This window comes from Flammeovirga sp. SubArs3, from assembly GCF_947387565.1.
Classification (GTDB): domain Bacteria; phylum Bacteroidota; class Bacteroidia; order Cytophagales; family Flammeovirgaceae; genus Flammeovirga; species Flammeovirga agarivorans.
In genome coordinates this window covers 685,460-698,850 of sequence record NZ_CANDOA010000005.1, presented here as the reverse complement: position 1 = coordinate 698,850, position 13,391 = coordinate 685,460, and the positions used below count along the sequence as shown (strand labels likewise).

Here is a 13,391-nt window from a genome sequence, read left to right as displayed (position 1 = left end):
CGAACAGAGCAGTTAAGCCCTACAGTGCTGATGGTACTGGGTTAACCCCCGGGAGAGTAAGTCGGCGCCACATTCATTAGATATAGAAGGTTAGTTAACACAAGATGTTAGCTAACCTTTTTTTGTATATCAAGAATTTTTTATACGTTTCAGATCTAATTAGTGAGAAGAAACCACTTGAGCTGTTTGCCTCAAGTAAAAAATAATAATAGTGTACCAAAACTGTAAACATATGTTCACAACCGAACATTATATATTAGTGTACTAATTACCTAATACACTTTAATTGTTTGATAAACAGTGTGTTATGATTTTTTGGCATACGATTGGAATATACTATGGCATATTACTAGTGTTCAAATTAATTATACTTACTTACATTATTTATTATGAAAACTTTATTTATCTCTCTTTTTATCTCAGTATTTACAATGAACGTTTTTGCTGAAATTCCTGAAGAATCAAAAAATTCTGAATCGGCGAAATTAGTTAAAATGGTAAAAGAAGCAGACGTTAATGATTGGGAAACCTATACTAAAGCTGCTTTGTATTCAATTAACTGGAATGCAGATTTAGAATTAGCAAAAGAATGGATTGATCATGCAATAGCATTAGATAAAAACCATAAGACATTAGAGGTATTAGGAGACTATTACTTAAGAATAGGTGAACATAGTCAAGCATTAAATCTTTATATGAAAGCCTTAGAAATTAATGTCACAGAGATCGATAAAGTAGCAAAAGATAGACTTCAAAGAAAAATTAAAGTTTACGCTAAAATATTAAAATAGACTTCACAGTAGTTAGTTAGATATATTGGCCCTGTAATGCGAAATAAGTAGCATTACAGGGCCTTTTTTTATTTCAATTTTCGTAATAAATTTCGGCAACCTACCTCAATATATCTATGACTTAGAGCGGATAGTAAAATAGTGATACTAAGAAAGGTAATGATATAAAGAAAGTACAAATGTGAAGGTAGTCGATCCCATCCATAGTCTTGTTTCCAGCTTGGAAATTGAAACCAGAAAAAGAAAAAAACTAATCCATGCATCAAGTAAATAGAATAAGAAATATCTCCAAGGTATTTGATATAGCGTTTTTCTAGAATTGATTTGATACTAGAATTGTTATAAGCTATGGCTAATAAAAATAAGGAGAACAATGGAATAAAAACTAGATCATTTATTTTGTAATGGAAGCCAATACTTATAAAGACAAATAGTAGAATACAAGTAATATCTTTCTGTAGAATATTATGATTCCAATTCATTTGAAATAAGAGGTATAGGTTAATTCCAATGAAAAACTGAAAAATACAGCGTAGAAAACCATAATCCCAAGTGATATCTAAATTGTGATTAGGGTGAAAATTGACCAATAACGATATACAACCAAACAAAACGAATAGCTTAATGTAAATCAAGTACCGTTTTGAATGACCAATTATAGGAAGTACAAGGATCGCAAAACAATAAGTCCACCATTCCGCACCAATAGACCATGATGGCATATTCCAAGATAAGAAATGATAAAAATTCATTGCGTTAGTCATAAAAAACTGACTGAATAAAGCTGTGTTTGAGAAATAAAGGTGCCAACTATCATCTTGTAATTGTGGATATGTTTTTCCAATAATAGGAACTGTAATAATCAACAAGACTAGTGTAAAAAAGTGTAGAGGGTAAAGACGTGTGAACCTACTCCATAGAAATGACTTAATATTTTGTATGCTGTAGCCATTTTCTTTGAAAAGTTGACCATAGACATGGTAAATGATAAAACCACTCAGTAGAAAGAAGAAATCGACCCATAAATAGCCTTTAGAAAATATTCCTGTAGCTGTTCTTGGTAAGATACCTCCAAGGTCTCTGTAATAAGTACTAACGTCTATGTGGAATAATACAACCCATAGTGCAGCAATTCCTCGAAGTGGAGTAAGAGAACTTAAGTAGCTGACTTTTAGTGGATCAGTATTTTTCGAATTTGTTGCGTTAGTATTGATAGTTAATCCTGTTTTCATTTTCATTTGTTTAAGTATTTGATATATTTGGTTAAGTAAACTTAAATAAGGCTGATGTATTCTTTAATCTATATTCAAATAAATAATTAAATTTTTATTATAAATCATTCTATCAGCCCACAGTAAACTATAATTAAAATGAACAGTAAACTATTTTTAGCTTGTTTGGCAACAAGTGCCATGTCCTTCTACGCTCATGCCCAATCTTCCCCAAAAGTAGAAATCTATGATCAAGATTTCCAGTATGTAAGTGGAGAGTACTCTACTAAAGTAGAAAACCAGTCACTATCTTCGATTGTAAGCATGGTGAAACTAGATGATGGCAGTGTTCTAATGTCGTCAAAGAAAGACAACAAGTCTTTTATTTTAAAGGATGGAAAGATCAAACCAGTTACATCTTTTGATGCAGAAAGTGCAGTATTGGAAGCATTGAAGTTTTCTGCCGTTGCTGATGGTTCTGATTTTGTTTTCCAAAACTTAACTACGGGAGCCTTTGATGGTAAAGGCGATTTTTACGCTATCTATGTCAGAAGCAAAGAGTTCAACACAATTGGTAAAAAGGATGAACTTCATAAGTTCAATAAGACAACCAAAAAGCTTGAGCCTATTGACAAGCCATCTGACTACAAAAACTTCCACCCTCACAAAATGGTTGGTGTGGAGAATGGGTTCGTTTGTATTCTTATTAAGCCAATTGAACGTGATGGTTCAACTAAATATGAATATCGTTTTTCTCATTATGACGGAACCCAATTCAACGTCTTAGAATTACCTGATAGTAAAAAGGTATCAGATGTATTTAAAGGAAAAGATGGTAGAGTTTGGGTAACAGGCAAGAATAAAGTATATACTTATGCTGATGGTCAGTTGAAGGAAGAGTTTTCAGTGGGTAACGAAAAGACTAGAATTGCTGAATTTTCTATAAATTCTAAAGGGATTGCACTGATTGATTTTACTTCTGGATCAGTAGGAGCATATAATACAAATACGAATAAACTAGAAAAGGTATTTCCTAAGAATGAGTCAGCCATTGTAGGAGATGAATCAGCATCTCGATCAATACAAGAAATTGAGGTTGATGATAAGGATCGTTTTGTGATCAGTGCATCAAAATATAAAATGGATTTTGAGTTTGATTTATTGAAATATCAGTTCGAAAGTAATGGTTCATTAGTGATTCTTGAGTATCCTAATTTAAAAGAAATTGGAGGAGGAGTTACGTTGATGAACTCAATGACTCAAGATAATGATGATTACAAAAGCTATGTAGGAAAGTCATCTTTAGTAGACCAAGAAGGTAACCTTTCATTATTATCTTTAGATGGAAAAACGATTAATAAAATCTCTAAAGATGGTCAAGTAACCTCATATAGTATAGAAGAGATTGGAAAAGAACTTGGTTTCAGTTATCCGGATTATATGATTTATCCAAATAGCTGGACAATTGATGAAGTATCTGGAAATATATACATTTCAACACCAACCCGTAAGCAAACATTTGTTCTAAAAGCGGATGGTTCAAAAGAAAAATTAGCGTTCTCATTAGATAAGAAGTTAGGAGGAAAAACCATCAAAAGAGTGACCTTTGATTCCCAAAATCAGGCGTATTGGTTGGCTACGAATAAAGGCTTTGCGTTTAGCCCAATTAACGGGGAACCGAAATATTATACTAAGAAGCAAACAGGTATTGGTACTGGATATGGTCTTTTTGAATTTAGAGCTGATACTCAGGGTAAACTTTGGGTAAGTCATTCAAAAGGTGTTGCTGTTTTTGATAAAGATGGTCAGGTATCTAATCTTGAAAATGAAAATTCAGCAAACTACATTTCTCATTTTTCTATTAAAGATAATACAGGACGAAGTGTAGCTGTAGGATCAAAAGGTACGTTTGCAATTAGTGGTGAAACAGCAACTAAAGAAATAGATTTTGAAAGTTTAAAAGCGGAGCTAACGAAAAAGTACGGAGAAGAGAATAATTCTGTATTTATGAAGGCAGCTATTTTCGATCAAAAAAATCAACTTTGGGTGATCACTGATAAGAATAAAGTAGCGTATTTTACAGGCAGTGATTGGAATATTATTGATATGAAACAATATTATTGTGCACCAGAAGTTTTCACTCTTTTCAATGACAAAGAAGGAAGAGTGAATATAGTAGCGGGTGAGCCATTAAAGCCTGTAGTTGCAACACCGACAGAACAAGCGGCGGCAGCGGCAGCTGAGGCTAAGAAAACGCCAAAAGACTATTTATTAGAGGAAATAGATCACACTTATTATTTCCCAGAACAAGTAGTTGTTTTTGATGTTAATCAAGCGAACTAAGATCAACCTCTTACACTTTGTAAGTTAAGTTGTGAATAAAATGATGAAGACTACCTCATTCACTTGGGGTAGTCTTTTTTGTTCGGTGTTAATCAAAAATGCTTACAATAGAGGTTTAAACTTTTGCAATTCAAACGAACTATTTCTTTATAATTCTGATTGAAGAATTTAAAATTACAATCAGATTACATATTTCTAAACCTGTATTTTGATGGTATACTATGAACTACTCCCGTATGTAGACATGCACTTCATCTATACAACTTTTTTTGTAGTAGTGATATACTGTTGATGATCTAATCAAATCATTTTTTAAGTGTAGATGGATGTGACAAAGAAAAATACAGATCAATATGAAAAAGATAGTATTAGTATTGACCTTGATGTTTTTATCTTTATTGTCATTTGCACAAGATCAAGGGCAGTGGGGAGCATTGTACTTCAAGGCTAGAATGAGTGACCGTTTTAGTTATTATGCGGAACACCATATCAGATTTAATAATACAGAGTTATATAAGTCTTACAATAGAATGGGACTTCAGTATGCGGTAGCTAAGAATTTCAGCATTGTTGTTGGACCTGCCGTAATTGCTAAGTTTAATACTGAAAAAGAAACGGCCATTGAATATAGGATATGGCATCAGTATTTGTATACCCATAAAATAGGAAGAATCGAAATGCACCATCAAGTGCGTTTAGAACATGTTTGGTTTGAAGGTGCTACATGGAATAGGTATAGATATAAACCTTATGCATATATCCCGCTCAATACAAGAGAAATGGAAATAGGTACTGTTTATTTTGTGCCGAGTATAGAGTTGTTCTTGTATGATCAGCATGCTTCAGCTTTAGAAGACCTGAGGATATATAATGCTTTGGGATATGTGTTATCTAAAAAAGCTGCGATTACGGTAGGACATATGTGGACATGGAATCAGGAAGATTATAGTAATGTATTTAGGTATAGTTTGTACTTAACATTATAGATATACAGGCCAGTTATTTTCAATTGAAAGTGATTGGCCTTTTTCATTTTTTATATAGAGGGAATAACATTTTTCTACAAATGAAACACTGTATTCAGATTATGGAACTAATTGTACATTATTATTACTTAAACACTGTTAACTAAGGTTTAAGCCCTCATTTTTTTTGTAATTTGGACTTACTAAATGTGATCAAACAAAATATATTTAAATGAAACGAATTATTATCCTTTTGTCTTTACTCACCTATTGTCAATTAGCATGGTCTCAAGGTTTTTTAAGAACTGAAAGAACGAATATTATCAATGATGAAGGAAATGTATTATTGAGAAGTATTGGTACCGGAAATTGGATGATTCAAGAAGGGTATATGATGCAATCTACAGGAGCGAATATCAATACCCATACTCAATTTCGAGAAAAACTTGAAGAACAAATCGGTAAAAGAAAAACGGCGAAGTTTTATGATGCTTGGTTGGAAAATCATTTTACAAAAGCGGACCTAGACTCCATGAAAGCTTGGGGTTTTAATAGTGTAAGAGTTGCCCTACATTATAAATGGTTTACTTTACCTATTGAAGAAGAGAAGGAGGTAAAAGGAACACTGACCAATACTTGGTTGGATAAGGGCTTTGCAATGACTGATCAATTATTGGAGTGGTGTGAAGCCAATGAGATGTATCTAATTTTAGATATGCATGGAGCTCCTGGTGGACAAGGAAAAGATGCTAATATCTCTGATTATGATACAGACAAACCTTCATTATGGGAAAGCGAAGAAAATCAAGATAAACTTACTGCTCTATGGATAAAGCTTGCAGACAGATACAAAGATAATATCTGGATTGGAGGTTATGATTTAATCAATGAACCCAATTGGGGTTTTAATGGTAGTGGTTCAGCTAATGGATGTGGTTGTTCTGAAAATGATCAAATATGGGATCTACATGAGCGTTTAATTCAGGCGATTAGAACTGTAGATCAAAATCATATTGTATATGTTTCAGGTAACTGTTGGGGTAATACTTATGCAGGTTTTGAGAACCATTCTTTGAAAGATGTAGATGACAATATGGTGATTACTTTCCATAAGTATTGGAATTACAATAGTGATGTATCAGTTCAAGGGTGGTTAGAGATGAGAGAAAAATTTCAGTTACCTCTTTGGATGAGTGAAGCGGGTGAAAACTCTAATACATGGTTTTCAGATTGTATTGCTCTATTTGAATTAAATAATATTGGTTGGTCTTGGTGGCCAGTGAAGAAAAGCAGAGTAAACAATATTTTGAAAGTTGAAACCCCTCAATCCTATAAAGACCTTTTAGCAGCTTGGGAAAAAGGGGAGGACTTATCTAAAAAAGAGACATACAATGCCGTAATGGAGTATATGGAGAGTCATAAGAATGAAAACTGTATAGTAGCATCAGATGTTATTTATGCAATGATGGGACAGTCTACAACTAACTTAACATCACCTTATACCTCACATAAAATCAATACACCAATTTTGTTCGCTGATTATGATATGGGGAGAAATCGATATGCCTATTTTGATCATGTTTCAGCAGACTACCATGTAGATACTCACAAGGAACGAGCAGTTTGGAATAGCGGGTACTCTTACAGAAATGACGGTGTAGACATTGGAATAGAGAATGATGCCCCTTATGTTGGTTGGACAGAAGATGGAGAGTGGTTAAAATATACGATTCAAATAACATCTTCAGGGGTTTATTCGATAGAGGTTAATTATTCAGCAGAAGAACATGATGGAGCTTTAGAGTTGACTAAGAATCATATAGTATTAGGTGAGGCTATCTTACCTAAGAATGGAAAACCATTTGATTGGAGAACAGTTGAAATGAAGAATATCAGTCTCTCAGAAGGAAACAATGAACTCGTATTTAAAATCAAAAAAGGGGGAATTCACCTGAAAGATTTTGTGATTAAAAAAGCCAAAGAATTATAATCAACCTACCGTTTTATAATAAAGCTCCTATTGTACTAAACCAGTATAATAGGAGCTTTTTTAGTCTTATTTTGAATGTTTATACACTTGATTTTATTAACTTCTAAGAAGGATTATCGTTATGCAAAAATACATCCCATAAAATGTGACTTTAACTAGCTTAGTTGACACATTAATAGTGATACACTTCAATAACCTTTAGACATAAAAGAATGAAAACATACGATGTAATAATTATTGGTGGAGGCCAAGCGGGAATATCAGTAGCTTATTTTTTAAGAAGATATAAACTTGATTACTTAATTCTCGATAGCCAGGAAACTCCAGGAGGTAGATGGAACCAAGTATGGGATTCTCTGCATTTATTTTCTCCAAGAGAATATTCATCATTATCGGGGTGGCAATTTCCTAAAAATAAAGAAGTGTACGCTCCTAAAGATGAGGTGATTGATTATTACACAAAGTATGAATCTCGTTATGAATTAAATGTTGAAAGGCCTGTTGAGGTTGACAAAGTAAAGTTTGAAGATGGTATATATAAGATATCTTCAAATAAAGGTGATTTTATGGCAAAGGCTGTTGTGGTGGCTACAGGTGCTAACAATATACCAGTGATACCTAATATTAAAAGTAAGGACCAATATAAAGGCATTCAAATGCACTCTTTAGACTATAGAACCCCAAATGATTTTGTAGGAAAGAAAACATTAATTCTCGGTGGAGGTAACTCGGGTGCACAGATTTTAGCAGAGGTATCTGAACATACGGAAACAGTTTGGGCAACATTACAAGAGCCTCAATTCTTACCAGATGATCAAGATGGGAGATATTTATTTACTCGTTCTAATGAAGCTTATCTAAACGGTAAAATGGATGTTAGTTTAAAGGATGATTTGGGTAAGATAGTAATGGTTGCCCCTGTAAAGGAAGCAAGGGAACGAGATGTATTACACGCAAGAAAATCTGATTTCGAATTTACTGAGGATGGTGTGATCTGGGGAAATGGTGAAGAAGAAAAATTTGATGCTGTTATTTATTCCACTGGATTTAGACCTGACCTAAGCTTATTATCTTCATTAGATGTCATTGAGGATAATAAAATAGCGACAAATGAGACAGAATCAATAAAACAAAAAGGTTTATACTTAGTCGGTTTAGGAAACTGGACTGGCTATGCATCGGCTACAATTTATGGTGTGGGGAAAACAGCCAGAGATACAGCTCAGAAAATAGCGAATTACTTAGATAAATGATGAAAGATATATAGCATAAAAAACGCCCATGAATAAAACATGGGCGTTTATCATATACACTAAATTCTATTAATGCATCACTACTTCTTTAGAAGCCCCTTTAGGGTAGCGTATTTCCTCTACCATATCTGTGACTTCTTCAGGTGGTGTTGCTGTAAACTGAGCAACAACGACTGAAACAATCACATTGATGATCATTGCAATTGTACCAAAACCTTCGGGTGAAATACCGAACCACCAATCTTCAGGAGTTGTGTCTCCAAATGTATTGAATTTAAAACGTAAAATATAGAAGATCATACTTCCTAGACCGGCTATCATTCCACTGATTGCACCTTCCTTGTTCATCCTTTTGTAGAAAATTCCAAGGATAATAGCAGGGAAAAATGATGCAGCCGCTAGTCCAAATGCCAATGCAACAACTGCCGCGACAAAACCAGGAGGGTTAATACCAAAGTACCCCGCAACAACCACTGCACATGCCGCCGCCGTTCTTGCAGCGATCAGTTCTCCTTTTTCGGATATATTTGGCATCAGTTGTTTCTTTAGTAAATCATGTGATACAGATGCTGAAATGACTAATAATAAACCTGCAGCGGTAGATAATGCTGCAGCTAATGCTCCTGCAGCGACTAAAGCAATGACCCAGTTGGGAAGGTTGGCAATTTCTGGATTGGCCAATACAATAATATCTCGATCTATTTGTAATTCATTTGTAGCCACATCACTTACATACTGAATTTTACCGTCGTTATTTTTATCATTGAAGGCAATTAATCCGGTGGTTTCCCATTTGTTAAACCATTCGGGCATAGCATCATACCTCTTTTCGCTTACTGTTTCAATTAAATTTACTCTTGCAAAAGCAGAGATTGCTGGAGCAGTTGTATATAAAATAGCAATAAACGCTAAAGCATAACCAGCTGAAGACCGAGCATCTTTTACTTTTGGAACAGTAAAAAAGCGAACAATTACATGGGGAAGACCTGCAGTTCCTAACATCAAAGCAGCAGTAATACAGAAGACATCAATCATAGACTTTTGACCTTCGGTATAGGTACTAAAACCTAAATCAACAGAAAGCTGATCGAGTTTGTCTAATAGGTAAGTATCAGAGTTGGCTAGGGTATCCCCAAAACCTAATTGAGGAATAGGATTTCCTGTTAGTTGAATTGAGATAAAAATTGCAGGTACCATAAAGGCAAAAATCAGAATACAGTACTGTGCTACTTGTGTATAAGTGATCCCTTTCATACCACCTAAAACAGCATAGATAAAGACCAGTGCCATTCCAATAATAACACCTGTATTAATGTCTACTTCTAAAAAGCGGGAAAAGACGACACCTACACCTCTCATTTGACCTGCAACATATGTGAAGGAAACGATTAAGGCAGCAAATATGGCGACTGTTCTTGCTGTTTGGGAATAGTATCGATCACCAATAAAATCAGGAACGGTAAACTTCCCGAACTTCCTTAAGTAAGGAGCCAATAGTAGAGCAAGAAGAACATATCCTCCTGTCCATCCCATTAGATAAACCCCACCATCATACCCCATAAACGAGATAAGGCCAGCCATGGAGATAAATGATGCAGCAGACATCCAATCTGCAGCAGTAGCCATACCATTAGCGAACGGAGATACTCCGCCACCGGCTACATAAAATTCTTTAGTAGATCCGGCTCTAGACCAGATAGCAATGCCGATATATATTAAGAAGGTAATACCTACAATGAGGTAAGTCCAAGTTTGAACATTCATGAGAGAGAATTTAGTTAAGTTTTAAGTGTTTTAGTTGTCGTCTTCTACATCATATTTTTTGTCTAGCTTATTCATTAAAAAGATGTAAGCTATAATGAGAATGGTGAAAATGTAAATAGCTCCTTGTTGAGCAAACCAGAAACCGAGTTTAAATCCGCCGATTCGGATTTCATTCAATGTGTCTCGAAATAGTATTCCAGCTCCGAATGAACAGAGAAACCATATACTCAACAAAGCACCGAGGTATTTTAAGTTAGTTTTCCAGTACTTTTTACGAGCAATGTTAGTCTCTTTGTTTTCATTTGTTGGAATCATTTCTTCTTTTAGTTCATTCATAAAAAATAGTCTAATTTGTAATAATTCATCATAGAAAATTACATAAACTATAGAATACTTTCAAAGAAATTGGAAGATTACTTAAATAGAAGGTGGGTTCTTGTATTTATTTGATACACATAAGTATATATAAAAAAAATGCCACTAATGATTGACATTAGCGGCATTTAATTGCTGTTACTTAGCTACATTCTTGACTCTATTACTATCGTCGTATTTTGTGAGTGTTAGCCTTACGATACTATCTTTTGTTGCTTTTAAATCATGTGGAACATGACCATCTAAAGTAAGTAAATCTCCTTCGACTAGATGAAGAATTTCATTATTTACTCCAAAGTCGATATTACCTTTTACCATTTCGATAACGATAGGAGTAGGTGCTTTATGTTCTTTCATCACCGTTCCTTCTTTCATGGCTATTCTAATCTCTTTTGTAAATTCTGTTTCGAAAAGTACAGAGATCATAGGTTTGACATCACTGTATTGTAGGTCTTGATAAATGTTAGATTTTTTCATTTTCGTTCTCTTTGTTTTTACAAAGTTAAGACCACATATAGCAATATTTCTTGATATAAATCAGGTTTAGAGCTGAGTTTTTATCAAAGCTATGTCACCTATTTCTCAACAGTATCTTTAGACACTGAAATAGCATTTGAAATACATTTAGCTGCCTGTTTTCCAGCAATTACGGTCCCTTCCATATATCCTACATTGAGACCAAAATTAATCCAATCACCAGAGAAATAAAGGTTATCATAACCAGTTTCATCTGCTTTTAAACGGTATTTATTACTTCCTGGCCTTGCAATTACATAATGCATTGAAGGGTCTATATTTGTAAGGAAAAACTGATTGTTGAATTTTTCCTCCAAGGTTTCTTCTTCTTGTGAGTCACAAAGTAGAGCATAATCAAATTGATTGTCTTTGACTGCATTTGGCCATATCCAACCCATGTTTTTATTCATGTACTCCTTTGCAACCTTTTTTAATAATGTGATCTGATCAGCAGGGTAGGACGTTTTACTTTTATCAAAATCAGTCAGATGGTTCGGCCAAGTACCACACCAATAGCTAATTTGCTTCGCCTCGTTTCCTTTTTGCCATTTTTCATAAGGAGAAACGAAGGTCATTGTTGTCCATGAATACAAAGGATCATCATAGATGACAGTATTCGCATAAGACTTTTCTTTCATGCCCCATTCACCTAGATCCATACCCAATTCTTGATCGTCTTTTTTCAACCAGAATTGAACATTTGCAGTAGCAGATGCTTCCACATTTTCTACCATATCTTTCCACTCTTGCTTACTTTCTACTATATCTTTACATAGATATTTCAGTGGCTTAATGGAAGTGGCCAACACAGCGATGTCAAAATCAACACCTTTAGAAAGTTGTAAGGAATCTACATTTTTCCATTCAGACCAATGCGATTCAAGGTTTACTTTTCCTTCTTCAATTTGCTTCGCTTGTATTGGATTAATTTGGTTTAAATCGGGAGTAGTTCTCCATTGAAAAACACCTTTTTGTTTGACAATAGGGTTATATTCTTTAATATTTTCTTGAAGATCAACTTGTCTATCTAGCTTGATCGATTCAATTTCTTTTCCATCAGAATAATTCACTTGATTCAATTGATGGAAGAATTTAAACTTGATTCCTTTATGTCTAAGTGCAACAAACAAAGGTGCAATAAACGACCCGCCTGTTCCACCGACTAAGTTCCATACAAAGCTGCCTTTATAGCTAGGGATCATAAGCATCATATTGATAGCAATATCTGCTGCCACTTTACCCCTTTCACCATTTAACATGTTAGAGAATGTTCCTTTATAAAGAAACCTTACAATGGATGAATTGATAATCTGATCGTCAGCTCCGTGCTTGCTTAACCATTCAGAAAAGTCGTAATGGTTAATATTACTCCAATTGAATTCTGTCTCCTCATATACATCAGAGAAAACGCCTTTTAGGGAAACTAATACTAAAATTAATAACTCTCGAATTCGTCTTAAAGCATTACTTTTATCCAGAGCATTAGCAATGACATTACTTTTTAATAACTTAATGACTCTTTCGGAAGTGGCTATGATCCTTTTTACAGATTTATTATCTGGGTTAGATGTGATATCATTCGATAAACTTTCGAAGATCGATATGATACTTTTCATCCACCAAGCATCACTTTTAGAGATATGCTGCTTAAAGAAAAGTTTATTCAGCATTCGATTTTTGAACGCGACTTTTCCGGCTTTATTTTTCTGATATGGAGACCCCAAAAGTGTTTCTAAACCCAATGCAATAAATTCTTGAATAGAAACCGAAATATCTTTATCTTCGAGGGACCCAGGCTCTAAGTTATTTTCTGGTAAGACAAATGGCCAATCTAACCATTTTTCGTCTTTTCTAGGCTCAACCAAAGAGGTAACGGGATTGGCTTTAAAGGCATCTTTCCAACTTTTAAATGCTCCATCCTCATTTATTTTATTTTCTTCGATATAAGAATATACTTCCTTAACCAAACGGAAAGCATTATGGTACCAACCTTGGAACATATGGATTCCAATTTCTTCAATTCTGCCTTGTTCATTGATACCAGTAGAGGCTTTACCACCACATCTCCATCCTTGTTGGTAAATCGTTATATCGTATTTTTTTTCCCAATCTTTCTGATTAGTTAATTCCCATGCGGTAGTTAATCCGGCGATTCCACCTCCGAATATTGCAATTTTTTTCAT

At 34.3% G+C, this 13,391-nt stretch carries 10 protein-coding genes; 5 read left to right on the top strand and 5 right to left on the bottom strand.

Annotation, left to right across the window (positions count from 1 at the left end; genetic code table 11):
• The first annotated feature begins 389 nt into the window (after window positions 1-389).
• Complete coding sequence (locus QL232_RS17110; RefSeq protein ID WP_281615067.1) at window positions 390-791, top strand: tetratricopeptide repeat protein; 402 nt, start codon at window positions 390-392, stop codon at window positions 789-791.
• Between the two features lie 68 nt (window positions 792-859).
• Here the strand turns inward: QL232_RS17110 and QL232_RS17105 are convergent, their stop codons facing one another.
• Complete coding sequence (locus QL232_RS17105) at window positions 860-2,023, bottom strand: acyltransferase (protein WP_281615066.1); 1,164 nt, start codon at window positions 2,021-2,023, stop codon at window positions 860-862.
• Window positions 2,024-2,161: 138 nt separating this feature from the next.
• Between QL232_RS17105 and QL232_RS17100 the strand changes: the two genes are divergently transcribed.
• The 4 genes from QL232_RS17100 (at window position 2,162) to QL232_RS17085 (ending at window position 8,553) form a co-directional block, all read left to right on the top strand.
• Entirely contained in the window at window positions 2,162-4,345 is a 2,184-nt protein-coding gene (locus QL232_RS17100; protein WP_281615065.1) for a hypothetical protein, read from the top strand.
• A gap of 353 nt (window positions 4,346-4,698) precedes the next feature.
• The gene (locus QL232_RS17095; RefSeq protein ID WP_281615064.1) at window positions 4,699-5,331 is read left to right on the top strand and encodes a DUF2490 domain-containing protein; all 633 of its coding nucleotides are present in this window, start codon (window positions 4,699-4,701) and stop codon (window positions 5,329-5,331) included.
• A gap of 211 nt (window positions 5,332-5,542) precedes the next feature.
• The gene (locus tag QL232_RS17090) at window positions 5,543-7,300 is read left to right on the top strand and encodes a cellulase family glycosylhydrolase (RefSeq protein ID WP_281615063.1); all 1,758 of its coding nucleotides are present in this window, start codon (window positions 5,543-5,545) and stop codon (window positions 7,298-7,300) included.
• Window positions 7,301-7,512: 212 nt separating this feature from the next.
• Window positions 7,513-8,553, top strand: coding sequence for an ArsO family NAD(P)H-dependent flavin-containing monooxygenase (locus QL232_RS17085; RefSeq protein WP_281615062.1), 1,041 nt, complete (start codon window positions 7,513-7,515; stop codon window positions 8,551-8,553).
• 69 nt (window positions 8,554-8,622) lie between these two features.
• Here the strand turns inward: QL232_RS17085 and QL232_RS17080 are convergent, their stop codons facing one another.
• The 4 genes from QL232_RS17080 to QL232_RS17065 form a co-directional block, all read right to left on the bottom strand.
• Complete coding sequence (locus QL232_RS17080) at window positions 8,623-10,317, bottom strand: sodium:solute symporter family protein (RefSeq protein ID WP_281615061.1); 1,695 nt, start codon at window positions 10,315-10,317, stop codon at window positions 8,623-8,625.
• Between the two features lie 30 nt (window positions 10,318-10,347).
• Window positions 10,348-10,632, bottom strand: a complete 285-nt coding sequence (locus QL232_RS17075) for a DUF4212 domain-containing protein (protein WP_281615069.1) — start codon at window positions 10,630-10,632, stop codon at window positions 10,348-10,350.
• Window positions 10,633-10,830: 198 nt separating this feature from the next.
• Window positions 10,831-11,169: a cupin gene (locus QL232_RS17070; RefSeq protein WP_281615060.1), complete on the bottom strand. Its 339-nt coding sequence runs from the start codon at window positions 11,167-11,169 to the stop codon at window positions 10,831-10,833.
• A gap of 98 nt (window positions 11,170-11,267) precedes the next feature.
• On the bottom strand, window positions 11,268-13,391 hold the full coding sequence (locus tag QL232_RS17065; protein ID WP_281615059.1) for an NAD(P)-binding protein: 2,124 nt from the start codon (window positions 13,389-13,391) through the stop codon (window positions 11,268-11,270).

What these genes read in the sequence shown, in the direction of transcription:
- QL232_RS17065 (WP_281615059.1), bottom strand. Translation starts at nt 13,391, where the DNA reads ATGAAAAAAATTGCAATATTCGGAGGTGGAATCGCCGGATTAACTACC.
- QL232_RS17110 (WP_281615067.1), top strand. Translation starts at nt 390, where the DNA reads ATGAAAACTTTATTTATCTCTCTTTTTATCTCAGTATTTACAATGAAC.
- QL232_RS17080 (WP_281615061.1), bottom strand. Translation starts at nt 10,317, where the DNA reads ATGAATGTTCAAACTTGGACTTACCTCATTGTAGGTATTACCTTCTTA.
- QL232_RS17090 (WP_281615063.1), top strand. Translation starts at nt 5,543, where the DNA reads ATGAAACGAATTATTATCCTTTTGTCTTTACTCACCTATTGTCAATTA.
- QL232_RS17105 (WP_281615066.1), bottom strand. Translation starts at nt 2,023, where the DNA reads ATGAAAACAGGATTAACTATCAATACTAACGCAACAAATTCGAAAAAT.
- QL232_RS17085 (WP_281615062.1), top strand. Translation starts at nt 7,513, where the DNA reads ATGAAAACATACGATGTAATAATTATTGGTGGAGGCCAAGCGGGAATA.
- QL232_RS17100 (WP_281615065.1), top strand. Translation starts at nt 2,162, where the DNA reads ATGAACAGTAAACTATTTTTAGCTTGTTTGGCAACAAGTGCCATGTCC.
- QL232_RS17075 (WP_281615069.1), bottom strand. Translation starts at nt 10,632, where the DNA reads ATGATTCCAACAAATGAAAACAAAGAGACTAACATTGCTCGTAAAAAG.
- QL232_RS17070 (WP_281615060.1), bottom strand. Translation starts at nt 11,169, where the DNA reads ATGAAAAAATCTAACATTTATCAAGACCTACAATACAGTGATGTCAAA.
- QL232_RS17095 (WP_281615064.1), top strand. Translation starts at nt 4,699, where the DNA reads ATGAAAAAGATAGTATTAGTATTGACCTTGATGTTTTTATCTTTATTG.